At 68.8% G+C, this 23,773-nt stretch carries 13 protein-coding genes; 6 read left to right on the forward strand and 7 right to left on the reverse strand.

The window, feature by feature from the left end; genetic code table 11:
* Window positions 1–115: 115 nt before the first annotated feature.
* The 4 genes from haaN to haaT form a co-directional block, all read right to left on the reverse strand.
* The gene (gene haaN, locus OG444_RS16780; protein WP_327262944.1) at window positions 116–589 is read right to left on the reverse strand and encodes a cyclophane-containing RiPP N-acetyltransferase HaaN; all 474 of its coding nucleotides are present in this window, start codon (window positions 587–589) and stop codon (window positions 116–118) included.
* 78 nt (window positions 590–667) lie between these two features.
* Window positions 668–1,822: an FxsB family cyclophane-forming radical SAM/SPASM peptide maturase gene (locus OG444_RS16785; protein WP_327262945.1), complete on the reverse strand. Its 1,155-nt coding sequence runs from the start codon at window positions 1,820–1,822 to the stop codon at window positions 668–670.
* 13 nt (window positions 1,823–1,835) lie between these two features.
* Complete coding sequence (gene haaA / locus OG444_RS16790; protein WP_327262946.1) at window positions 1,836–2,027, reverse strand: HaaA family cyclophane-containing RiPP peptide; 192 nt, start codon at window positions 2,025–2,027, stop codon at window positions 1,836–1,838.
* Between the two features lie 106 nt (window positions 2,028–2,133).
* The gene (haaT, locus tag OG444_RS16795) at window positions 2,134–4,911 is read right to left on the reverse strand and encodes a cyclophane-containing RiPP biosynthesis TPR protein HaaT (RefSeq protein WP_327262947.1); all 2,778 of its coding nucleotides are present in this window, start codon (window positions 4,909–4,911) and stop codon (window positions 2,134–2,136) included.
* 388 nt (window positions 4,912–5,299) lie between these two features.
* Here haaT and OG444_RS16800 point away from each other — a divergent pair, with 388 nt between their 5' ends.
* Complete coding sequence (locus OG444_RS16800; RefSeq protein ID WP_327262948.1) at window positions 5,300–6,724, forward strand: hypothetical protein; 1,425 nt, start codon at window positions 5,300–5,302, stop codon at window positions 6,722–6,724.
* Between the two features lie 871 nt (window positions 6,725–7,595).
* Here the strand turns inward: OG444_RS16800 and OG444_RS16805 are convergent.
* The 3 genes from OG444_RS16805 to OG444_RS16815 all read right to left on the reverse strand — a co-directional run bounded on the left by OG444_RS16805 (window position 7,596) and on the right by OG444_RS16815 (window position 13,941).
* On the reverse strand, window positions 7,596–11,018 hold the full coding sequence (locus OG444_RS16805; RefSeq protein ID WP_327262949.1) for a HelD family protein: 3,423 nt from the start codon (window positions 11,016–11,018) through the stop codon (window positions 7,596–7,598).
* Window positions 11,019–11,110: 92 nt separating this feature from the next.
* Window positions 11,111–11,485, reverse strand: coding sequence for a hypothetical protein (locus OG444_RS16810; protein WP_327262950.1), 375 nt, complete (start codon window positions 11,483–11,485; stop codon window positions 11,111–11,113).
* Window positions 11,482–13,941 (reverse strand): AAA family ATPase, encoded by a 2,460-nt coding sequence (locus tag OG444_RS16815; RefSeq protein ID WP_327262951.1) that lies wholly within the window; start codon window positions 13,939–13,941, stop codon window positions 11,482–11,484. The genes OG444_RS16810 and OG444_RS16815 overlap by 4 nt, the downstream gene beginning before the upstream one ends.
* A 299-nt stretch (window positions 13,942–14,240) precedes the next feature.
* Between OG444_RS16815 and OG444_RS16820 the strand changes: the two genes are divergently transcribed.
* From OG444_RS16820 to OG444_RS16840, 5 genes are all read left to right on the forward strand, one after another.
* A complete protein-coding gene (locus OG444_RS16820; RefSeq protein ID WP_327262952.1) occupies window positions 14,241–16,451 on the forward strand; it encodes an N-6 DNA methylase in 2,211 nt (736 codons plus the stop codon).
* 90 nt (window positions 16,452–16,541) lie between these two features.
* Complete coding sequence (locus OG444_RS16825) at window positions 16,542–18,551, forward strand: type I restriction-modification system subunit M (RefSeq protein ID WP_327262953.1); 2,010 nt, start codon at window positions 16,542–16,544, stop codon at window positions 18,549–18,551.
* The gene (locus OG444_RS16830; protein WP_327262954.1) at window positions 18,548–19,780 is read left to right on the forward strand and encodes a restriction endonuclease subunit S; all 1,233 of its coding nucleotides are present in this window, start codon (window positions 18,548–18,550) and stop codon (window positions 19,778–19,780) included. Before OG444_RS16825 ends, OG444_RS16830 begins: the two co-directional genes overlap by 4 nt.
* A gap of 2 nt (window positions 19,781–19,782) precedes the next feature.
* Window positions 19,783–22,983 (forward strand): type I restriction endonuclease subunit R, encoded by a 3,201-nt coding sequence (locus OG444_RS16835; protein WP_327262955.1) that lies wholly within the window; start codon window positions 19,783–19,785, stop codon window positions 22,981–22,983.
* Window positions 22,984–23,062: 79 nt separating this feature from the next.
* The gene (locus OG444_RS16840) at window positions 23,063–23,731 is read left to right on the forward strand and encodes a hypothetical protein (RefSeq protein ID WP_327262956.1); all 669 of its coding nucleotides are present in this window, start codon (window positions 23,063–23,065) and stop codon (window positions 23,729–23,731) included.
* Window positions 23,732–23,773: the final 42 nt, after the last annotated feature.

Below are 23,773 nucleotides of genomic sequence, written 5' to 3' on the forward strand. Positions count from 1 at the left end.
GCGAGGTCGCTGGGCGGGCTTTTGGCGCGGATCCATCGGGCGGGCACGCACAGCCCAGCCCGATGATGAAGTCGCAGCGCTCGCAACGCCATTCCTTCACGGCCCCGCCCCACCCTCACGTCGTACCGGTGTCCACACGGTAGACGATCTTCCCGTCGAACTCCGCGAACCCCAACGACTTGTAGAAGGCGCGCGCGCCGGGGTTGTCGTGGTCCGTCATCCACTCGACCCGGCTGCATCCAGGACGTGCTGAGGCCAGGGCGCGGAGCTCGTCCATGAGGCGGGCGCCGATGCCCTGGCGACGGAGGGTGCCGCGGACATAGAGCTCTTTGAGGAACAGCGAGTGGGAGGAGCCGGCTGCCGGCCAGAGGAACGAGTAGGCGGCGAGCCCGACGAGATCACCAGCCTCGTCCTCGACCAAGAGAGCGGACGCCAATGGCGGGGAGCCGAAGAGCGCCTCCTCCACCTGGGAGCGGCGCTCCTCGAACGGCTGGATCTCGGTCGATCCGTAGAACCGTTCGATCTCCTCGATCAGATCGGCCACTGCCACGGTGTCGCGCCTTTCGGCGGGGCGGATCGTCACGGTCATCGACATCTCCTGTCGCTCTTTCATCGCTTCACTCGTCCGTTGCAATACGTGATCCTGGCGTGGCGGCACGGCTCTTGGCTACGGGGGCGTCAGTGCCTGAGGAGCCCAGCCGTGCTGGCGCAGGGAGCCCTGAACATGCCGGATGAGGTACTCCAGATCCGCGCAGTAGACCGAGGGGTTTCGGTAGCCGCGGTCGGTGCTGAAGCGGTGCGGTAGATAGCCCCCACCGCACACCTCCACCAGAGGACAGCTCTGGCACTTATCGGCGAGCGCGGCCTTCCCGTTCTGCCGGTGCAGGAGCTTCGGATGGTGAAGGACCTCATTGAAGGACTGGCTGAAGACGTCGCGTCCCAGCCAGGAGGCGCCTTCCTCGACGGACCGCAGGGTGTCCACGCCCTCGATCGTGCCGTCCGACTCGATCACGATGCTCGTCGGCGGGGCCAGGCCGAGGGACTCCACCGAGCTGTGCACCCCGGAGCTCAGCGCCACGATGTCCTCCAGCATCCGCACACTGTGCCGCTGCTCCGGCCGGGCGAGCCAGGCGTCGTAGACGCGGCTCATCCACAACCCGTACTCGGGCACACTCGGGTCGTCGCGATGCGGCGGCTCGTCGTGCGTTCCATGCGGCAGACCGAAGTCGATCACAGGCGGCTCGAACGACGCCAGGTAGTCGTGGACCTCGACCGGGTCGTTGGCCAGGTCGACGACGGCGAGCAGCCCTGCGAACAGGTGCGGCCGGGAACGCAGGAGTTCGATGCCTCGTACGGCCGAGGCGGCGCTCGATCGCGAGGCGTGTGTCAGCCGATGCCGGTCATTCGCGGTCGGCGGTCCGTCGAGGCTGACGCCCACGACGACCTCGTACCGCTCGAAGAGGTCCAGCCACGGCTCCGTGAGGAGCGTCCCGTTGGTCTGAAGCTCGAAACGGACCGCCACACCGGCCGGAACACCCTCCCGTACGGCGCCGAGCAGGTCTGCCATGTGCCGGGGGCCGGCGAGCAACGGCTCACCACCGTGCAGCACGACGTGCACGCTCCGCAGGCCGTGCACCGCTGCGTGCTCACCGATTCGCAGCCCAGCCGCCCGGGCCACGTCCGCACTCATCCGAGCAGGCAGGTGCCGCCACGCCTGGTCAGCGGAGTTGAAGACGTAGCAGTAGTCGCAGTCGATGTTGCAGCGATTGGCAACCTTGAGGATGAACGACCGAAAGGGGGCAACGTCCGCGCGCGGTGTCATCAAGCGGAACGGCTCAAAGAGGCCAGGTCCAGATCAGCGAAGCGTGGTGACCACCCTCGCCGGCGTGGTTCGACGCCGTCTGCTCGGCCGCCAGCCGCTGCCGTACGCGGACGGCGACACGATCCAGGACGACCGAACCGTTGATGGACTCCGCGACGACAGGCGCCGGAGCATGCGGTGCGGGAATGGGCGTACGTGACGGCATTCGACGCTCCTCGGGGCAGTGCAACGGCGATTGAGGCGGCAGACCAGCCCGCAAGGTAGCAGCGCCGCTACCCTCGGCGACATATCGAATCCGGCCACGTGCCCAGCTACTCGGCCCGCGACGCAAGTACCCGCTCGACGACATCTGCCGCCCCGCCCACGCCCAATCGTCGGTACACATCGAGCGCTTCACGCAGCGCCCCTTCGCCCCGCGCCCGCTCGCCGGCCGTCCAGTCGCAACGGCCGATCCCCTCCAAAGCCCGTGCCTCTTCAAGCGGGCAGCGGATGTCGCGGGCCAGCCCCAGCGCCTGCTCGAAGAGTCCGCGGGCGGCAGCCCAGTCACCGGAGGAGTGCAGCAGCGTCCCCCAGTGGTTCAGGACCTCCGCCTCACCGCACCGGTCGCCGAGTTCTCGGAGGATGTCCAGACTCCGCCGGAACGACTCGACGGCACCGTCCCGCTCGCCGGCGACCCCGCGCGCCGCACCCAGCTCGCCCAGCGAGGCGGCCTCGCCGCCACGGCTGCCGAGATCGCGGTACGAGTCCAGGGCGTCATCCAATGACCGGATCGCCTCGACGACGTTCCCGTCCATGCGGTCCAGTACCCCGAGGTAGCGAACGCTGTTCGTGCGGCCGAACCGTTCGCCGAGTTCGGTGAAGTACTCCAGCGCCCGGGTGTGAGCCTCCCGCGCCCCGGTGAGGTCGCCGGTCAGGCGCCGTACGACTCCGAGCTCGTTGAGGGCATACGCCTGGTGGACTCGGTCGTCGAGTTCCTGGTAGATGCCGAATGCCTCACGGTGGCGCTGCTCAGCCAGCTGATACTCGCCCAGGAGACTGTGCACGACGCCAAGGTCCCGCAGTGAGTTGGCCTCTCCGTACCGGTCGCCCAGCTCCCGGTAGATCGCCAGCGCTTCGGTCTGTGCCGCCACCGCTGTGTCGAACTGGCTGGTCTGCCGGCGCACCATGCCGAGGTCCGCGAGCGCGTTCGCCTGGCCGAGACGGTCGCCGATCTCCCGATAGAGCGCGAGGGCCTCGGTCTGCGCCCGGGCAGAGGCGTCGTTGTCCGCGGTCATGTACCAGACGATGCCCACCTGGTTCAGAGCGTCAGCCTTGCCTCGCTTCTCGCCGACCGCCTCGTACTCCGTCACCGCCTCGTTCAGTGCCTCGATGGCCTCGGGGTACGCCGCCATGAAGCGCCGTACGACTCCGAGCTCGGCCAGCGCGTTGGCCAGCGCCCGCCGGTCGCCGGTGTGCCGGGCGGCCTCGGCGGCGGTCCGGTGGAGGCCAACGGCTTGGTCCCAGGGCCCGGCCTGCCGCAGGAAGGGCGCCATCGCCGCAGCCATGTGGATCACCAACTCGTGCAGCGCGAGATCGTTTGCCCTTCGGATGCAGGCCAGGACGTTGGCCCGCTCGTCCTCCAGCCAGCCGAGAGCCGCCGTACGTGAATCGATGGGAGGGGTCTCGACCTGGGCGGCGCCATCCGGAGAATTCGGTGTAGAGGCGCCGTTGCGGGCAATGTGTCTGTTCGCGACAGCGAGGACGGCCAGGTAGTAGGAGCACACGCGCTGAACGGCATGAACAGGGGCCATGCTGCCTCCCTCGTCGGCGAGACCGCGGGCATAGTCGCGTAGGAGGTCGTGAAGCCGGAACCGGCTCCCCGGGTGCTCCTCGATCAGATGGGCGTCGTAGAGCGTGTCGAGTCCCTCGCGTGCCGCCGCCACCGAGACCGAGCCGAGCGCGGCCCCGGAGAAAGCATCGAGCTCGGTTCCAGGGTAGAGGCCGAGACACCGGAAGAAGTGCTGCCGCTCAGGTGTGAGGTCCTGGTAGGACAGACTGAACGTCGCGGCGACCGCGCGCTCCCCAGCTCGGAGCTCTCCCAGCCGGTCCCCGGCGGTGACCAGACGCGCACGGAGATCCTCGGCGCTCCACGACGGGCGATGGCGCAGCCGCGCGGCGAGCAACGACACCCCCAGTGGCAGGTACCCGCACAGCTCCACCAACTGCTCGAGGACGGACCGATCCAGCGACTCCGCCGATCGCCCGCTGAGGCGTACGAACAGGTCGACCGCATGCTCCGCCGGCAACGCCTCCACTGGCAGGACCACCTCCTCGTACGCAGCCAACCGCTTCCGGCTCGTCACCAGCACGAGACAGTCGCTCCCACCGGGGAGCAAGGGCTCCAGCTGGCGATAGCTGGCCGCGTTGTCGAGGATGAGCAGTGCCTTCTTGTTCGCGAGCTGGCTCCGCCACATGGCCGCCCTCGCCTCGGTGACCGCACCCAGGTCGTCGCCGACAGGGATCCGCTGCGCCGGCAGTCCGGTCGCCGCCAGCAACGATGCGAGCGCTTCCGTGGCCTGTACGGGGGGCCTTCCCGTCGTGTGCCCGTTCAGATTCACGAAGAGCTGGCCGTCCGGGAACCGCTCCGACAGCACATGTCCTGCATGTACGGCGAACGTCGTCTTCCCGACTCCTGGCATTCCGTCGATCACATGAACAGGCAGCGCCTCGCCGCTCTCCTGCGAGTTCCGTACGGACCGCACCAGCGCCTCGAGCTCGGCGGTCCGGTCGGTGAACGCGGTGGTGTCGCGCGGCAGGGACCGCAGCACGAGGGCAGCACCCGGAGGCACCGTCCCTTCCTCTGGCTGAGGCGTCGGCTCAGCGCGGCGTTCCGACGCCCCCGACTCCGACAGCGCGGCAAGCAGCACCGCCAGCCCGACCATGGCCCCGCCGAGCAAAGCGAACGAGAACCAGCCATGCTGCTGCAACCACCCCAGCCAACCGGGCCACTCCGACTCGGACACCGCGTTGGTGACGAGCCCCACGAGCATGGTCGTAACGGCTCCGCCGGCGGCCACGACGGCAACGGAAATCCCCCGCCGGAGCCTCATACGTGGGTCGTCTTGACGGAGCAGGGATTGATCCGTTCGGGCTGGCCGCCTGTGGCGCGGCACAGCCTTCCAGCTGTAGCTCTGGTCACGAACGCAACCCCCGAATCCGACGCCCTATCGCGCATAAGCGGACCAGCTCTCACGGACCCTGGTCAAGGTCAGCTCCCCGCCACACACCGGCTCGTATCAGCCAACCTGTGCGTGGCTTCTAAGCCGGGCGCACCGACGCCCCTTTCATGGAGCCGGCCAGATGACCAGGTGAACGTGCTGCTGATCGCCAGCGGAGAGTGATCCTCGGCAATGGGTGTGTAGTCAGCCCTGGTAGCGTCGCCGAACGCATGATCACGGGCGCCTCTGAGGGGCCACGGGGGCGAAGAAGGAGAGCGGCATGCGTGTGGCCAGGTCGGTGGGCGGGGTCGTGTTGGCGGCAGTCCTGGTGGCGGGCTGTAGCGGCGGCAGCGGTGACAGCCGAGCCCAAGACAAGAACGGGATCCCTCAGTCGGGCCACAAGGCCAAGCCGCTTGCGGAGCTGAAGGTGCCGTCGGCCTACGACCCGGCCAAGGGCTGGGATGCCACCTTGAACTGGGTTCCAGGCGTGGTGCGGACGATTCCCGTGACTGCCGCACCGCGCTCGGGTGTGATTGCCATGATGCACGCCGCCTCCAACGGGTACACCGTCGAGGCGCGTGCCGCCGACACCGGTGAGGTTCGCTGGATCTCCGGGCCCTGGAACCCGCCCACGCCGATCAAAGGTGCGGAGGGCGACGCGGAATCCGGTCGGGCGGGGGAGATCCCGGACGTGATGGCGGTCGAGCAGGACGGGCGCGAGTACGTGCTCGCCTACGCGCACGGAATGCGGGGCAAGGATTCTCTCCACGAGGGGGCTGAGGTGGTGCGGCTCGCCGTGTATGCCGCCGATGCCTCGGGCACCTCGGTCAAGCCGCTGCGGGAGATCGACGTCCCCGTCTCGGCTGACCCCGGTGAAGTGCGTGTGGGATTGACGGGTGGGCGGATCCTCGTCGCCTGGGGCGATAGTGACGCCTTTCCCCGTTCGGCTGCAGCGGTGGACGTGGCGACCGGAAAGGTCGACGCGTACGAGAAGCCGGACGGCATGCTTTCTCAGTGCGCGACGACGGTGGCCTGCGCCAGCAGCCGCGTGGTGGCGGCCACAGCAGACGGCCCACTGGTAGGCATGGGTACCGGAGGCTTCGGCATTCCGGGCCGCTGGTTCAGTGACGCCGTACGTCCGAGTGGCGTCGAAGCGAAGACGGGCATTGTCGGCTCGTGGAATGGCGATGTGTACGGCGTCGCCGGTGGCCACATCCTCGCGGGCTGGTCGACAGGCGGCACGTTCGGCGCTCCGAACGCCCCGCTGTGGTCGGTGCACGATGTGCGAACGGGCCGGCTGCAGGCCAGCATGACCTGTGCGTACAAAGTCCCGGGCTCCAACAAGGCTCGCGACTACCCCGTGATCACTTCGCCGGACCGCCGCTACCTGGCAGCCGGGCCTGTTGTCTTCGATCTGAAGCTCGGCAAGGGGATCTGCCTGGAAGGTGACGGGGACCGCAAGACGATCGTGCTCGCCTCGATCCGCGACGACGGCACGGCCTACGGGGCGGTCCAGGACAAGTCGGCGGCTGGCGGCGTGGAAGCGGTCGTAGCGGAGCTGAACCTGACGACCAGCACGGGTGAGCCGAAAGTTCTCGGTCTAGGTGTGGAGGTTCCGTACCTCACCAGCGTGAACGGGTCAGGCTTGTTCCTTGACCGCGATGACGACATGAGTGTGCGGGTATCGCTGCGGCGTGAACGCTGATCTCACTCCTCGGCTGAGGCAAATGGCTGGCAAGGGCAGGCGCGGCGCTTCGGTCGGCGAATGCTGCGGTGTCACCCGGCGGCAGGGACCGGACGACCAAGGCGGCCCTGAAGATCAGCCCCACCCTCCTGGCTGGGGCGTCGGCTCAGCGGGGGTGCTGGCGCCCGAGGTTCCACCGCCCGGGAACCAGGTCCCAAGAACGAGGAAGACCGGTACGAGAGGGGCCACCGCCTCGTCGTACCAGGCTTCTTGATTGCCACTCGGGGTCAGGTGTCCGGGGTGCCGTTCGCAGACCACTCGCTGGCGAATTGCTCCATCTGCTTCAGGACCAGGTCAATGGCCTCCGCCGACTCCTGCTGTGCGGCGGGTGCTGCGGTGGCTGGACCGTCCCGCAAGTCCGCATGCCGAGCGGAGCACAGTTCATGGAATCGGCCATCCGGTTCCTGGACGAGCAGTTCGGATCGGCGAATCCACGTTTCGGCTCCGTCTACGGACTCCGCAGTCGCGCGCCGTCCACAACTGGGAGTTCGACCGCGTGACGGCGGCACGTGTTTTCATCGTCCGCATCAGCGACACCGAGGGGGCGGCAATCGAGCAGAGATCACCCACGCACTCTCGATGGGGCGTCGCAGACCTACGCAGAGGAGGCGGGAGATCCACCCTGAGGGCATCGTCCCGCTGACCACCGGATACATCGAGGGGCGGATTCCCGAGAGCCCCATCTCTCTTTGTTGAGCGCCTGCGAGTTGTGCCCCTGGTTGCCGGGGCCAGCACTTCATCAGGGCGTCTGAACTGCTCGGCTTCACTCCCAACCCTGCGGTGTCACCTGCTTCGCCTGCTCCAGCAGGCGCAGGCGAGAACTGAACGAAGGCTACTGGTGATTGGTCACCCCGGAGGAGCCGAAGGCGGTGTGCGCGTTGTCGCCGCCCCAGCCGGTCGGGCTGCGCCAGATGACATTGACACGGAAGACATCGCGAATCGTGTCCACAGACCAGTCTTCGGTTGGCGGTTCGGAGAGGGCAAGGTAGAGACCGTCGGCCGGCGCGGGCAGCGTGTGGTTGATCTCGAGGAGGCGGGTCGCGCCCGATCGCAGGTCCGCATAGGTGGAGCAGCCTGCGCCCAGGGCCTCGTAGAGGAAGAGACCGTGCTGGGTGACGCAGCTGACGTCGACGACCGGGGAGTCGGCCGGCTGGAGGTCCGCCCAGAGAAGTGATGCCTTCAGCGCATGACGGACCGCCTCGTGCTTCTTGCACGTACGGTCGGCCACGGCAGCCGCTTCCAACGCGCGGAGGAAACCGTCCTTCGTGGTCGCAGCCGGTGTTGCGGCGGCGGTGTCCGCGGTGGTCATCTGCACCTCTTCCTTCTGATCTGGTTGCGTCGGGGCGACGGGGGTCGCACGGTCAGAGTTCGGCTTCGTCGCCAGGCTGAAGCGCTCCTGGAGCTCTCGCCGCGCTGCAGCGAGGGGCCCTGCCCAGCCGGAGGCATCCAGCCCCTCCGCGAGCCGGCCTGCGTTGAAAGTGCCCTCCTTGAGCGCACGGTTGGTTGTCGCGGCCAGGTCTCGAAGAACTCCGAGTCGCTCCCTGTCCGGATCACAGAACAGATGAAGTACATCGACCCAGTCGGCCTGGTCCCGGCGAAGGATGCGGTTGGCCATGCCCTGGAGTTCGGAGAGGCGGCTGCGGGCGTCGGGAACGTCGCCGTCGCTGCCGGTCAGCTCTCCCAGCACGTCCAGCGCCGCGAGGTAGCGCCCCGCCATCCGTTCCGAGACGGGCGACCGGCCACGCTGATCGGCGGTGAGCACCGTCTGACTCGTGTCGTTCGCGAACACCCAACAGTCCAGCTCGTCACCCCGGCGCGGGGGAACCGAGCCCTGGCGGACGGTGAGCACCAGCGGCCGGTCGATCACCGGAGACAGCGGCCTGACCTTGTACCGACCACCGGAGACGTGGCCCACGACCTCGACCCGGACATCGCTGCCGATCCGGGGATGGCTTTCCGCCGCGCCCGCAGGCCGGACGTCCGGTGCCGCGGGTTCGGCGTCGTCCGCGGAGGTAGTGAGCGCCTCCGGCAACGCGGCGGTGTGCAGGACGGTCAGGCTCTGGGTGCTGCGGGTGAGGGCCACGTACAGCTGGCGCAGCCCGGCCGGACCACGGTCGGCGATCGTCGCGGGCTCGACGACCAGGACGTGGTCGTACTCCATTCCCTTGGCCTGCGCGGCGGCCAGTACGGAGACAGCCTCGCGGTTCCGCTCACCGATGTCGCCATCCGCGGCGATCCTGCGGCTGATCGCGTCCAGCCAGTCTGAGTCGTCGGGAACGATGACGGCCACGGAGCGAGGGGTGCTGCCATCACTGGTGTCCATCAGTCGTGCCACGTGGGCGACGGTGTCGTCGAGCAGCTTCCACGGTTCGGTCGCCACGGTCTGTACGGCGTCCGCTCCCGCCCCCCGAACAGCCCGCGGGTACGGCAGGGTCGGAGCGATCGCCTGTGCGAGCGGAGCAACGAACTCCATGATCTCGGCGGGGACGCGGTAGCTGGTGGTGAGCTGAGCCACGCTCCAGTCGCCGTGGTCGGAGAGGAGTGCGCCGAGCAGGTCCCAGCTCGTCGGGACGTGGGCGCCCGTCGCCTGCGCGAGGTCGCCCAGGACGGTCATGGAGCCGCCCACGGCGCAGCGCCGCCGCAGGGAGCGGGCCTGCATGGGCGTGAGGTCCTGGGCCTCGTCGACGACGATGTGGCCGTATCGCGGCGGTGTCTCGCCGCTGATCAGCACGCGAAGCTCTTCGAGGCAGACGTGGTCGTCGAGCGTCCACGGGTCGGCGTCGGCGCTGGCGGCGCGGGCCCGCAGCAGGGCCGTCTGCTCGTCCTCGTCGAGGATGCCATCGGCGCAGTCCCGCAGGAGGTCGGCCGAGTCGTAGAGGCTGCGCAGGGCCTCCCGGGGTCCGGGGGACGGCCAGACGCGTTCGACGAGGCGCTCGACCCGGCGGTTGCGCTCCAGGTCGCGGCGGATCGTACCGGCCTGTCCGCGGCGCGGTGCGACATCGGCGAGCTCTTGGAGAAGCCGGTCGACGAACAGGCCGCGGAAGCGGTCCCGCCGCTCCCGGAAGGGCCCGTCGCCGGCGTGAGCCTGGTCGAGGAGGACGAGGACCTCGGACTTCGGCACGCGGAGGGTCGTACTGCCGGCGGTGACGACGACCCCGGGCTCGTCGCCCTCGTAGGAGGGGGCGACGGTGAGGGCGTCGAGGGCCTCGGGCCGGTAGTCGCTCTCGACCCGGCGCCGCAGTACGGCCGCCATGCCTTCCCCCGACTTCGCCAGACGCGCCTTCGCGGAGTCCACACCGAGGATCTCGCCCTCCCACAGGCGGTCCAGCTGGACGGCGTTGACATCCCGGGTGCCGAGGGTGGGGAGGACCTGGCCGACGTAGTCGAGGAACCGCTGGTGGGGGCCGATGACGAGGATGTCCTGGGCCTTGAAGTGCTCGTTGTTGACGAGCCAGGTCACCCGGTGGAGACCGACCGCCGACTTGCCGGTACCGGGGCCGCCCTGCACGACGAGGATGTCCGAGGGCGAGCCGGTGACCAGCGCCATCTGGTCACGGCGGATGGTCTCGACGATGTCCCTCATCCGGCCGCCGCGCGACCGCTGGAGCTCCTGCAGCAGGAAGTCGTCCGGCTGGGGTGCCTTACGCCGCTGCCGTCGTACGACATCGCCGGGCGTGGGGGCCGTCGTACGTTCCGGGGCGGGGGACGCGTCCGCCTCCTCCGCCACGCTGTCGTCGGCGGCCCGGCGGGGCACCGGTACGTCGGCGGACTCGGGTACGCCGACGGGCTCGGGTACGGGTACGGGAGCGGGTGCCGCCGGGGAGATCTCGTCGAAGTAGCCCTCGACGATGCGCTGTACGCAGCGGAGCTGCCGGCGCAGGACCACCTCGCCCGGGCTCTCGGGCCGGGTCTCGATCCAGGTCTTCGCCTGGGGGCTGGTCCACAGCAGGACAACCGGATCGTTGTCGCTGTCCTTCACCCCACGGCGCCCGATGTACCAGGGCCGGGGCTGCCCGCCCGGGTCCTCCGGGGCGTCGACGCGGGAGAAGACCAGCGCCTCGTCCCCCAGACCTCCGTAGGCCTCCGCCCGCGCCTCCGCTTCGGCCCGGTTGGCGATCCCGTCCTTGCCGCTCGCCGAGGCGGTGGCCGCCGAGGTGCCGCTCAGTTCAGCCAGTTTCGTCGTGTAGCAGTCGTATGCGTGGTCCACCGCCCGCTGCTCGCCGGCGAGGGTCTCGTCCCGAGTGGTGGTGCTCATGTGCGTCCTCCCTGCGGTGCCGGGGGACACCGCCACGGGCATGTGCCCGTACCCCGTGAAACAACTATCAGAAAACGGACGGTGACGAACGATCAGTTGCCGAGTTCCTGAACGAGACCGCCGGCCTCGACCCGCCAGACCCGCACCTGGTCGTACGTGGGTCCGAGCTCGTACAGGTGGTAGTGGCATCCCAGACTCAGCTGGGACCAGAGGGCCTTCGCCCGCCGGGCCGTTTCGGCCGGCGCGACGGAGTGCAGCAGGAGCAGCTTGGCGCGCCCGGTGGTGCGGGGCAGACCGGGCATCACGGCGTCCAGCACCTGGTCGACGGAGAGCTCCAGTGCGGTCCGCAATGCGAGGCAGGCGCCGCGGTGCCGGCCGGCGGTAGTGGCGTCGGCGAGTTCGCCGTCGAGGAGGCGGTCGGCCGTCAGCAGCAGGCCTTCGACGGACGCGGGGACAGGGGTGGTCATGCGGTCACCTCCGGCTTGCGGATCTTCTGCGCCAGGTCCTCCACGTCCGAGACGAAGCGCTGCGGGTCGGGGATTGAGGCGCCGCTGGGGTGGGCCCCCTTCTGGCACTGCTGGATCAGCGACCATGCCGAGCTTCCGTAGCGGCGGAGCACCTCCCCCGTGACGTCGTCACCGCGCCTCACGTCGCCGAAGAGGGCGAAGGCCGCGACCTCCCGGAACCTCTCCGTGCTGTCGATCGCGGTCTGGAGGTCGTGCTCCGAGCCGCCGGTGCGGTGGTGGCGGATCCACGCGGCTTCGAGGAACGCGTTCTCCAGGGCGATCCGGCACAGGCCGGGCAGCACGTGGCGGTACGTCTCGGGGGGAAGGCCAGGAGTGGCGGCGATGGCCCGGGCGTCGCCGATGGCCTGCTTGACCGGGTCGTCGACGCAGTCGACCTTCACCCGGGACCCCTCGCCCCGCGTCACCTGGAAGACCGTGACCGGCAGCTCCTGGTCGGTGAACGCCTTCTGCAGACGGGGATCGTGGGTGAAGACGATGATCTGCCGGTGCCTGCCCAACTCGTGCAGCACCTGGGCGAGTCCGTGCACCTTGGTCGGGTCCATGGACTGCACGGGGTCGTCGATGACGAGGAAGCCGAACGGGCTGTCCGCGGTCGTGGCCCTCGGCAGGAAGAGGGAGAGCGCGAGGGAGTGCAGCTCGCCCTGGCTCATGACGTCGAGCGCCGGGGCGTCCTGGCCGTCGACGGAGGCCGCCATGACGAGCTTGCGGACGGTCGCCTTCTCGCTGCCCATCAGGCTGACGGCCGCAAGGTCGACGTTGCTTTCCTGCCGCAGGCGCTGCCAAATGTCCTGCGTGGCGTCGGTGAACCGTTCCATGCGCTGTTCCCGCAGCTCGGTGGAGAGGTCCTTGAGCCACTTCAGCGCCTTCCGGAGGCCGCTCAGCAGAGGCTTGTCCCGTTCGGTCTCGCGCGCCTTGTCCGCCCAGGCCGCGAGCCGGGTGAGGAGCGCACGCCACCGCTCGTCGCGCTTTTCCAGCTCGTGGGCCGCGTGCCTCCTGACGGTGTCGCAGGCGTCGGCGAGGACCTTGGCGGCTTCTTCGGCGCACCTGGCGAGCTCGGTGGGTTCGGTGATCTGCCGGCAGTCGGTCCACACCTTCCACGGGTCGGCCAGTGCGACGGGGATCTGCCGCGGGTTCTCGATGAGGTTGTGGAGGTTTCGCTTGGCGGTCCGGACGGCGTTGTGCGCGTCCTCGGCGGACTTCGCCTCGTGGCGCAGCTCCGCCGCCTGGCGGGAGGCACGCTCGTACCACTCCCGTCCGAGGACCCGTTCCGTTCCGCACGTCGGGCAGACGTCGTCGTCGGGGTGCCGGTCGGCGTGGGCGAGGGCCTTCTCCAGCAGGTCGGCGCGCAGCCGGGCGTTCTCGGCGTCGGTGCCGTGCAGGTCCTCCACGTCGGCGAGGGCGTTCCGCAGCCGCCGGACGGCCTCCTCGACCTCCGCCAGGTCGGGCCCCTGCACCCCGGCCTCGATCCGGAGCTCGGCGAGCCGGCTGTCGTCGGCCGGGGGGAGACCGGCGACGAGGGCGTCGATGGTGTCGAGGTCCGGGGCGCCCGGGGTGTCCACGGCGAGCAGGGCCCGCACGGCGCGGTCGTCGTCCTCCAGCGTGTAGAGGGACTCCTTCAGGCCGGGGAGGGCGTCCTTCATCTCCTTCGCGACGGACGCGAGGGCCTTCTCCCGCACGCTCAGCCGGTTGGTCGCGGTGGAGAGCAGCTCCATGCCGAGGATGGTGGCGATCGCGTCGTACCGCTCGGACGGCTTGCCGGTGAGCATGAGGTCGAGGTCGGTGTACGAGAGGAACGGCCGGTGGTCGGCGAGGGCCGTGTCCCAGCCGGCGTCGGCCACGGGGACCGTCCCGTGACCCGGGCGCTTGAAGGTGGCCTCGGAACTGCCGAACTCCTGGCTCGCCCAGGTGCGGGTGAGGGTGCTGTTGCCGGTGTCGCCCTCGATCGCGAGCTTGAGCTCGATCTTGGGGCTGTCGGCGTTGTGGAGGTTGTACCAGTGGCCGCCGCGCGTGGCGTCCTGGCCCGGCCGGTGGGCCCGGGTGCCGGTGAAGCCGACCTCGATGGCTTCGGCGAGGCTGGACTTGCCGGAGCCGTTGCGGCCCACGACGAGGTTAACGCCGGGGCGGGGGCTGAGGCTCAGCCGGGCACGGGGGCCGATGCCGCGGAAGCCGTTGACGGCGAGGGAGCCGAGGTAGATCCGGCCGGCCGGGGAGGTTCCACGGGTCTCGTTCCCGCCCAGCGCCTCCTTCAGCAGCACCTTCACGGAATCGGGGAGTGCCGCCTCGTCCAGACGGGTCCGTACCAGATCGGCCAGGGGCGGGGGCTGATCGGCAGGGTTCGGCCGAGCGGGGTCGGTGGGTTCGTCCGCGTTGCGCTGGAACTGTTCCGTCACGGTCATGTGCGTCTCCCGGGGGCCGGATGCTCGTTCGGAGGGCGGGGCGGACACCGGCACGCGGTGAGTGCGGATGGCGCCCCGGCGTTCGCGTCGGGGGGTCCACAGTGCGGTTGCGCAGTTAGCTCACGCTTCCACTCAGAACCATGACTAGATAAGCATGACACTGAAAGCACTGTCAAACGGCTTGACGAATTTGACGACTGTTGTAGTGTGTTAACCGTCCCTGCCCGACTGGCCCGAGAGGTGCGGAGCCCCACGCCATGCCCCAGCAGCCACCAGCCCAACCGGCGCCCTCAGCGCATGTGACGGCCGCCGAGATCTCCCGTATCGCAGGAGTCACGCGCGCCACCGTCAGCAACTGGCGCCGCCGCCACGACGACTTTCCGGCTCCCAGCGCAGGCACGGAATCCAGCCCGCTCTACGACCTGCCGGCCGTCCAGGCATGGCTGCGGGGCCGCGGGCACACCTCCACCGCCTCGCCGACCGAGGAACTACGTACGGCGCTCCGACTGCTGGGACCCGGCTCGGGAGTGGCCGCGCGACTGTTCCCGCTGGCGGCCGGCGCGTCCCGCCGCACCCCGGAGGAGCTGGCCGAACTCGCCGCCCTGCCCGACGACCAGTTGATCGCCCGAGCGGAGAAGACCGCGCGCGAGCTTCCGGCCGCCGTGCCCGAGGCCGAGCCGGTCCGCTACGGTCCGGACGACGCGGACGCGGTCCGCGCGCTGCTGGGCTGCGTCCGTGAGGCGGGGCCACAGGCCGCCGTCGACGTCCTCGCCGAACGTGAACTGGACGAGGGCGCGGCCAGCGGCGTCTACCAGACCCCGGAGGGCCTGGCCGTGCTCATGGCCCGGCTCCTGCCCGCCGAGGCGTCCCGCGTCCTCGACCCCGCCTGCGGCAGCGGCACGCTCCTGGCTGGCGCCGCCCGGCGGGGCGCTCGGGAGCTGTTCGGGCAGGACTCGCTCCCCGTCCAGGGCCGGCGCACCGCGGTCCGGCTACTTCTCTCCGCCCCCGAGGCCGAGTCGGCGATCCGCGTCGGCGACAGCCTGCGCGGCGACGCCTTTCCCGACGTCATCGTGGACGCCGTCCTGTGCAACCCGCCGTTCGGCGACCGGGACTGGGGTCACGACGAGCTGGCCTACGACCCGAGGTGGGCGTACGGACTTCCGCCGCGCTTCGAGTCCGAACTGGCCTGGGTGCAGCACGCCCTCGCGCACCTGGAGCCGGGCGGCTACGCGGTCATGCTGCTGCCGCCCGCGCTCGCCTTCCGCTCCTCCGGCCGCCGCGTCCGCGCGGAACTCATCCGCGCCGGGGCCCTGCGCGCCGTCGTCTCGCTTCCGGCGCGTGCCGCGTATCCGCTCCACATCAGCCTGCAGATCTGGGTGTTCCAACGCCCCGAGCCGGGCGGCACGGACCGTATGACGGTGCTGTTCGTCGACGGGGAGGGCGAGCAGCGGGACGGTGCCCCGGGCACGGCGTCCGCCACCGACACGGCCACGGCCACGGCTGACGCCAGCACCCGTGGCGGCTCACGCCTCCGCCGCTCCGGCTCGTCCTCTTCCGCCGCCTCTTCCTCCGCCGCCTCCTTCGATTGGGCGGGGCTGACGGACCGGGTCCTCGGTCAGTGGGCCGCATTCACCGCCGCACCCGACGCCTACGCCGACGAGCCCGGCGTCGCCCGCGCGGTGCCGCTCGTCGACCTCCTCGACGACGTCGTCGACGTCACCCCGGCCCGCCATGTCCGGGCGACCGCGGCCGACATCGACCCGGCGGCCCTGGCCCGCCGCGTTGACGACCTGCACGAGCAACTGGCCGAGCAGGTGACCGCGCTGGCGGCCTCCTCCATCTCCGGCGGGTGGCAGCCGTCCGGGGCCTCGGCCCGCGAGTGGCGTACGGCGACCGTCTCCGACCTGGCACGCGGCGGAGCCCTGACCGTGCTGAGGGCGGCGGCGCCCGGCACACGAGGCTCCAAGGGCTCCGGTGGCCCCGCCGTGGAGCGGCCGGTCCTCGCCGCCCGCGACATCGCGGCCGGAAACCCGCCGTCCGGCACGGCTGTCGACATCCACACGGACGCCGCGCAACCCGTAGCCGCCGGGGACGTCCTCGTACGCGCCGTCGCGGGCGGCGGCGACGCGGCCGCGATGACCCGGGTGGCGGACGACCGGGACGCCGGAGCCCTGCTGGGTCAGCACATCCACCTCCTGCGCCCCGACCCCGCCCGCCTCGACCCGTGGTTCCTGGCCGGGTTCCTCGGCGCCGAGGACAACATCGCCTCCGCGTCGACCGGCAGCAGCCTCGTGCACGTCACACCGGGGCGCCTGCGCGTACCGCTGCTGCCCCTGGAGGAACAGCGGCGCTACGGGGAGGCCTTCCGCCGCGTACACGAGCTCCGCGCGGCCGCCCGCCGAACCGCCGACCTCGCCGCCGACACCGCGGCCACCCTGACCACCGGCCTGACCGCCGGCGTACTCCTGCCACCGGCCGGCCCGAATGCCTCCGGCAGCCGTTCTGTCTGAAACGCCCCACGAGTCCCACCGCACACGACCACACTGAATCCCAGCCGTCCCACGCCCGGACGGTGTTCTTCGGAAGGAAGCCGGGACCTCTTGAACAGCAGTAAGCACACGGAGCTGGCGAACCATGCCTGGTCCGTCGCCGATCTCCTGCGCGGTGACTACCGACAGTCCGACTACGGCAAAGTCATCCTGCCGTTCACGGTGTTGCGCCGCCTGGAATGCGTCCTGGAGCCGACGCGAGAGAAGGTCGCCGAGACCGTCGACAGGTTCGTGGGCCAGGAGATCGACACCGACCACTTCCTGCGTAAGGCCTCGGGCCACTCCTTCTACAACAAGAGCGACCTCACGCTCAAGAAGATCGCGGCCGACCCGCAGAACGCGGCGAAGAACCTGCAGATCTACGTCGGCGCGTTCTCCGACAACGCCCGTGAGGTCCTCGACAAGTACGAGTTCAACCAGCAGGTAAGGAAGCTCGACAGCGCGAACCTGCTCTACCAGGTCATCGGCCGGTTCACCGACCTCGACCTGCACCCCGATGTCGTGCCCAACCACAACATGGGCTACATCTTCGAGGAGCTGATCCGCCGCTTCGCCGAGCAGTCGAACGAGACCGCGGGTGAGCACTTCACCCCGCGCGAGGTCATCAAGCTGATGGTCAACCTGCTGGTGGCGCCCGACGCGGACGCCCTCAGTCTGCCGGGGGTCGTCCGGACGGTCATGGACCCGGCCTGCGGCACGGGCGGCATGCTCAGCGCCGCTGACGACCACATCCTGGCCCTCAACCCGGACGCAACGGTCGAGGTGTATGGGCAGGAGCTCAACCCCGAGTCCTGGGCGATCTGCCGCTCCGACCTCATGATCAAGGGCCAGGACCCGGAGAACATCCGCTTCGGCAACTCCTTCTCCGACGACGGCCACGCGCGCCGGAAGTTCGACTACATCCTCGCCAACCCGCCGTTCGGCGTGGAGTGGAAGAAGGTCAAGGAGGAGGTCGAGTACGAGCACACCTCGCTCGGCGACGCCGGCCGCTTCGGCGCGGGCCTGCCGCGCATCAACGACGGCTCGCTGCTCTTCCTCCAGCACATGATCTCGAAGATGAAGCCGGTGGACGTGAACGGCGGGGGCGGCTCCCGCATCGCCATCGTCTTCAACGGCTCCCCGCTCTTCACCGGTGCGGCCGAGTCCGGCGAGTCCAAGATCCGCCGCTGGATCCTGGAGAACGACTGGCTGGAGGCGATCGTCGCCCTCCCGGACCAGCTCTTCTACAACACCGGCATCTCGACGTACTTCTGGATCCTCACCAACCGCAAGAGCGCCGACCACAAGGGCAAGGTCGTCCTGCTCGACGCGCGCGACCAGTGGCAGAAGATGCGCAAGTCGCTGGGCGACAAGCGCAAGGAGTTGGGCGACGGAACGAAGGGCCGCCCCGACCACATCGGCGACATCACGCGGCTGTACGCGGAGGCCGCCCAGGTCGCCAAGGACCCCGAGCACCCGCTGCACGGCAAGGTCAAGGTCTTCGCCAACGAGGACTTCGGCTACCAGCGCATCACCGTGGAGCGGCCGCTGAAGCTCCGCTTCGAGGTCACGGAGGAGACCCTGGCCGCGCTGGCCGAGGCCAAGCCGGTCGCCAAGCTGGAGCGGAGCGAGGAGTTCGTGGCGGCGGTACGTACGCTGCTCGGCTCGTCCTGGCCGACGAAGTCCGAGGCGTTCATCGCCCTCAAGGACGCGGTGGTCACGGCCGGCCTGACGTGGCCGTCGGGAGCGCCGTTCGCGAAGGCGGTACGGGAGACGATCGGCATCCGGGACCCGGAGGGCGAGGTCCAGAAGGTCAAGAGCGTGTCGGAACCGGACACGGACCTGCGGGACTACGAGAACGTCCCGCTCGGCGAGGACGTCGAGGACTACCTCAAGCACGAGGTGCTGCCGCACGTCCCGGACGCGTGGATCGACCACACGAAGACGAAGATCGGCTACGAGATCCCGTTCACGCGGCACTTCTACGTGTACGAGCCGCCGCGGCCGCTGGCAGAGATCGACGCGGAGTTGAAGTCGCTGGAGGCGGAGATTCAGGCACTGTTGGGCGAGGTGACGGAATGACCGCGTATCGGATCAAAGATGTAACCCGTATTAATCGTCGAATTCTGCCGGAGGACACTGACCCTGGCTACACTTTCAAGTACATCGACATCAGCGGAGTTGATGGTATCGGGAATATCGATATCCCGAATGAGCACGTTACCTTCGCGGCTGCGCCCTCGCGCGCTCGTCGCCTAGCGCCCAATGGTGCCGTGCTTGTGTCAACAGTACGTACCTATCTGCGCGCGATTGCAGCGGTGCCCGTCAGCCAAGACCCGCTTGTATTCTCTACCGGGTTCGCGGTGCTGGAAGCCGGGCCGGAGATAGAGAGTAGATTTCTCGGGTATTATTGCCACTCACAGCCGTTCGTCGACGATATTGTCGCCAGGTCGACCGGCGTGAGCTATCCGGCCATCAACGCCAGCGAGATCGGCAACCTCGCCGTCCCTCTGCCGCCGCTGGAACAGCAGCGCCGCATCGCCGACTTCCTCGACGCCGAGACCGCCCGCATCGATCGCTTGGCTGAACGTTACCAAAAGTTGTCGGATTTGGCAGTTGAGCGGGCACGAGCAGTAATCGACAAGGCTTTGATGGGGCTCTCCGCAGAATCCTCCGTCCCGGCATCTGCTGTCTGCAGCGCCATTGTGGACTGCGTGAACAAGACAGCCCCAACATCGACGGAGGCGACGCCATACAGGATGATCCGAACATCCAATATTCGTAATGGTGAAGTAAATCTATCGGAGACTTTCTCCGTGGAACGTCGAGTGTTCATCGAGTGGAATCGTCGCGGCACCCCCAGAAACGGAGACATCCTCTTCACACGCGAAGCCCCGCTCGGGCAGGTAGGCATGTTGCACACGGACGCCTCGGTCTTTCTCGGACAGCGCATCATGCTCTATCGGGCAAATGAAAATGTACTCAAGAAAGAGCTGTTGCTCTACAACTTCTTGGGATCACACATGGGCAGGCAATTGCGGCTCCTCGGTGCAGGTTCGTTGCACGAGCACGTGCGTGTTGGAGACTGTCTGAAGCTGCGCATCTACTGTCCGCCGCGTACACAGCAGGATGGACTCGTGGCAGAAATTGAGGCTGGAAGAGAAAAGAGTCTCCGTCTCGCCACGCTCGCAAAGCGACAGCTCGCTCTCCTCGCCGAACGCCGCCAAGCCCTCATCACCGCCGCCGTAACCGGCCAGTTCGACGTATCCACCGCCAGCGGACGCAACGTAACGGACGGAGTTACCGCGTAGCCATGAGCCCCATCCACACGGAGTCCGCCTTCGGGGACGCCATCGTCGCCGCCATGGTCGAGCGTGGCTGGCGCGAGGCGCGGCCGCAGGACTACCGGGCCGATATCGGTCTGGACACCAACGAACTCTTCACCTTCATCGGCGCGACCCAGCCCGATGAGTGGAGCGAGCTGCTCACCGTCTACGGCGGCGACCCGAACGAGGCGCAGCGCGGGTTCGCCGGCCGCCTTGACCAGGCCATCGCCACCAACGGGCTCCTCGACGTCCTCCGTAACGGCGTCAAGGACCGCGGGGTCCTGCTCCGCGTCGCCTACTTCAAGCCCAACCTCGTCGCCCACGACTCCGTGCTGGACGGCTACCGGGCCAACCGCCTCACCGTCGTCCGCGAACTCGAGTACGCGACGAAGCAGGCCGACTGGGGCAACCGGCTCGACCTCGCCCTCTTCCTCAACGGAATCCCCGTCGCCACGGCCGAGTTGAAGAACCCGCTGACCAAGCAAGGGGTGGAGCAGGCCAAGGAGCAGTACCGCACCGACCGCGATCCCACCGAGCTGATCTTCACGCGCCGCGTCGTCGCGAACTTCGCCGTCGACCCGGACCTGGTCTTCGTCGCCACCCAGCTCAAGGGAAAGAACACCCGCTTCCTGCCGTTCAACACCGGGTCCAACGGACCGGGGCAGCCCGGCGGCGCCGGCAACCCGGCCCCCACCGCCTACGGCACGTACGCGACCTCCTACCTCTGGGAGCAGGTCTGGCGGCCGGACAACTGGCTCGACCTGCTGCAGCGGTTCGTGCACCTGCACAAGAGCAAGACGCCCGGCGGCGGCACGACGAAGACGATGGTCTTCCCCCGGTTCCAGCAGTGGGACGCGGTCAAGAAGCTCACCGCGCACGCCGCCACCCACGGCGCCGGCCACGACTACCTGGTCATGGCCTCGGCCGGCTCCGGCAAGTCGAACACCATCGGCTGGCTCGCGCACCGCCTCAGCGACCTGCACACCCCGGCCGACCCGCGCGAACTCGACCCCGAGGCCATCGCCAAGGGCCTCAAACCGGGCGTGCCCGTCTTCGACAAGGTCATCGTCATCACCGACCGCCGCAACCTGGACGCCCAGCTCCGGGAAACGGTCGGCAACTTCGAGCAGACCGCGGGCCTCGTCGTGAAGATCGACGAGAAGTACGGGGCGAAGGGCGAGCAGCTCGCCAAGGCCCTCTCCCGCGACACAGGGAAGATCGTCACCGTCACTCTGCACTCCTTCCCGGCGCTGCTGGACTACCTCCAGCGCAACCCCACGGAGATCCAGGGCAGCAGCTTCGCGATCATCGTGGACGAGGCGCACTCCTCGCAGTCCGGTGACGCCGCCACCGCCGTACGGTCCGCGCTGCGCGACCTCGGTCTGGACTCCGACTCGGACGACGCGGGCGCGACCACGGTCAAGGCCCCGGCCGCCGCCACCCTCGACGAGCAGCTCAAGAAGCGGGCCGAGCAGCGTTCCCGCGCCGCGAACCTCTCCTACTTCGCGTTCACCGCCACGCCGAAGGCCAAGACCCTCGAACTGTTCGGCACGCTCCAGGACATCGACGGCAAGGCGGCCTACCGGCCCTTCCACACGTACTCGATGCGGCAGGCGATCGAGGAGGGCTTCATCCTCGATCCGCTGCGGAACTACGTCACGTACAACACGTACTGGAAGCTGGTGAACCAGAACCCCGACGAGCGGGAGGTCGACCCGTCGAAGGCGAACGGCCTGCTCGCCCGGTACGCGCTCACCCATGACTCGACGGTCGCCCAGCACGCCCAGGTGATCGTGGAGCACTTCGTGGCGCACAGCCGGGGCCGTCTCGGCGGCCGGGCCAAGTCCATGGTGGTGACCGCCTCCCGGCAGTCCGCCGTGCAGATGGCGCGCGCGATCAAGAGCTACCTCAAGGACCGGGACTACGACACCAAGTACCCCGACCTCGGCGTCCTCGTCGCCTTCTCCGGCTCGCTCACGGTCGACGGTGAGGAGACCACCGAGCCGAAGGAGAACGGCGGGCTGTCGGAGAGCGCGCTGCCGAAGGCGTTCGCGTACACGCGTGCCGACGACAAGGCCGCCCGGGCCGGCGGTACGGGCCAGCGGGAGTACCGGATCCTGGTCGTGGCGGAGAAGTACCAGACCGGCTTCGACCAGCCGCTGCTGACGGCGATGTACGTCAACAAGTCACTGACCGGCATCTCCGCCGTCCAGACCCTGTCCCGGCTGAACCGGACCGCCGAGCGCAAGAGCCAGGCGGACCTGGCGGTCCTGGACTTCGTCAACGACGCAAACGACATACAGGAGTCCTTCCGCCCGTACTTCGAGGAGGCGAACACCCTCCCCTCCGACCCCAACCTGCTCTACACCGCGCAGAGCCGGGTCATGCAGGCGGCGATCCTGTCCGGGCAGGAGATGGACGAGTTCGCCGCCGCGTATTTCGCCGCCAAGGAGAAGGCCGCGGGCTCACAGTCCAAGTGGGAGAAGCTGCACGCCGAGCTGTACCGGCAGCTCTCCCCCGCCGTCGCCCGCTTCACGCCACTGCTCGAAAGCGAGGACGCGGAGGACCAGGAGGCCGCGGAGGACTTCCGCGCCGCCCTCAACGACTACGTCAGGAAGTACGGCTTCCTCGCGCAGATCGTCCCCTACCAGGACGCCGAGTTGGAGCGACTGCACCTCTACGGCCGCTACCTGCTCAACCGGCTGCCGCGCCGCGCGGACGGCGGCGTGGACATCGGCGAGATCGACCTCAGCCACATGCGGGTGGAGAAGACCGGCGAGTACGACGTCTCCCTCACTTCCGAGGGGCCGACGACGATGCAGGGCTTCGGCGACGGCTCGGGTGGTGCCAAGGAAGCGGAGAAATCGCTGCTCTCGCAGTTGATCGACAAGTTCAATGAACGCTTCGGCACCGAGTTCACCGAGCAGGACGTCATCCGCCCGTTCGAGGAGGCCAAGGCCGACCCGAAGGTGCGGGCAGCGGCCGTCGTCAACGACGAGGAGAACTTCGGCCTCGTCTTCGACAACGTCTTCGCGGACAAGATGGCCGACCACATCGACACTATTGCGGGCATGGGCCGCCAGTACTTCGGCCCCGACAAGGGCTTCAAGTCCAGTCTGGACCGCAGTGCCCGCAAGGCCGCCTGGCGGATGATCCGCCGCGAAGAAGGCCTGGACGACGACGTCTGATGTGTACGCCCCGGCCCGAAGTGCCGGCCGGGGCGCAGGTTGCATTCTTCATGAGGCGCAACGCACCGGGAGGGGAACAATGAACCACGCGGGGGACGAGCTCGAAGAGTATCGACTTCAGAAGGCCGTCGAGATGGTCGCCATCACACCGGAGGCGGCCGCCAAGCTCGTGGGTGGCTACCGTGCCACTTTCGAGGCCAAGTTCAAGCGGGGGCCCGAGAGCCTGGAGGACAAGCGCCGGATCGCGGCCAAGATAATCGGCCGGTACTCCAAAATTTCGGCAGTCACGGGCGCGGTCACCGCAGCCCCGAGTGTGATTCCAGGGGTCGGGACGGCGGTCGCAGTCCTGGGCGGCGGTATCACCGATATCGCCGCGGCACTCAAGCTCCAGATCGACATGTGCATGTGCCTGGTCGAGGTGTACGAGACCGAGCTGAGCGATGAGGACAAGAAGCATCTGGCTTTCGTGCTCGCGTTGGCGGGCTCGGTAGAACAGATGGCGTCGAAGGGCGGCAAGGCGGCGGTCCTGAAGATCGCCGAGAAGCTGGTCTATCAGTACCTGCGAGGGCCGGCCCTGGTCACGATCAAGCAGTTGTTCAAGCGGGTGTCGATCACCTTCACCCAGAAGGCGATGGCCAAGGCGATTCCCGCCGGCGTAGGTGTCGCCTTCAGTAGCTCAACCAACTATGTCCTGACGACGGTGGTGGGCAAAGTCGCCGTCGCCGTCCTGGCCAAAGAGGTGAGGTAGCAACACCGCATCGGATTCGGTACCGCCGACTCAGTTGCCGGA

The sequence above is a fragment of the Streptomyces sp. NBC_01232 genome, from assembly GCF_035989885.1.
In the GTDB taxonomy this organism is placed as follows: domain Bacteria; phylum Actinomycetota; class Actinomycetes; order Streptomycetales; family Streptomycetaceae; genus Streptomyces.

Coding starts and splice junctions, on each gene's coding strand:
- OG444_RS16800 (WP_327262948.1), top strand. CDS start 5,300: ATGCGTGTGGCCAGGTCGGTGGGCGGGGTCGTGTTGGCGGCAGTCCTG.
- OG444_RS16815 (WP_327262951.1), bottom strand. CDS start 13,941: ATGACCGTGACGGAACAGTTCCAGCGCAACGCGGACGAACCCACCGAC.
- OG444_RS16785 (WP_327262945.1), bottom strand. CDS start 1,822: ATGACACCGCGCGCGGACGTTGCCCCCTTTCGGTCGTTCATCCTCAAG.
- OG444_RS16805 (WP_327262949.1), bottom strand. CDS start 11,018: ATGAGCACCACCACTCGGGACGAGACCCTCGCCGGCGAGCAGCGGGCG.
- OG444_RS16830 (WP_327262954.1), top strand. CDS start 18,548: ATGACCGCGTATCGGATCAAAGATGTAACCCGTATTAATCGTCGAATT.
- haaT (WP_327262947.1), bottom strand. CDS start 4,911: ATGAGGCTCCGGCGGGGGATTTCCGTTGCCGTCGTGGCCGCCGGCGGA.
- haaA (WP_327262946.1), bottom strand. CDS start 2,027: ATGCCGTCACGTACGCCCATTCCCGCACCGCATGCTCCGGCGCCTGTC.
- OG444_RS16835 (WP_327262955.1), top strand. CDS start 19,783: ATGAGCCCCATCCACACGGAGTCCGCCTTCGGGGACGCCATCGTCGCC.
- OG444_RS16840 (WP_327262956.1), top strand. CDS start 23,063: ATGAACCACGCGGGGGACGAGCTCGAAGAGTATCGACTTCAGAAGGCC.
- OG444_RS16810 (WP_327262950.1), bottom strand. CDS start 11,485: ATGACCACCCCTGTCCCCGCGTCCGTCGAAGGCCTGCTGCTGACGGCC.
- haaN (WP_327262944.1), bottom strand. CDS start 589: ATGACCGTGACGATCCGCCCCGCCGAAAGGCGCGACACCGTGGCAGTG.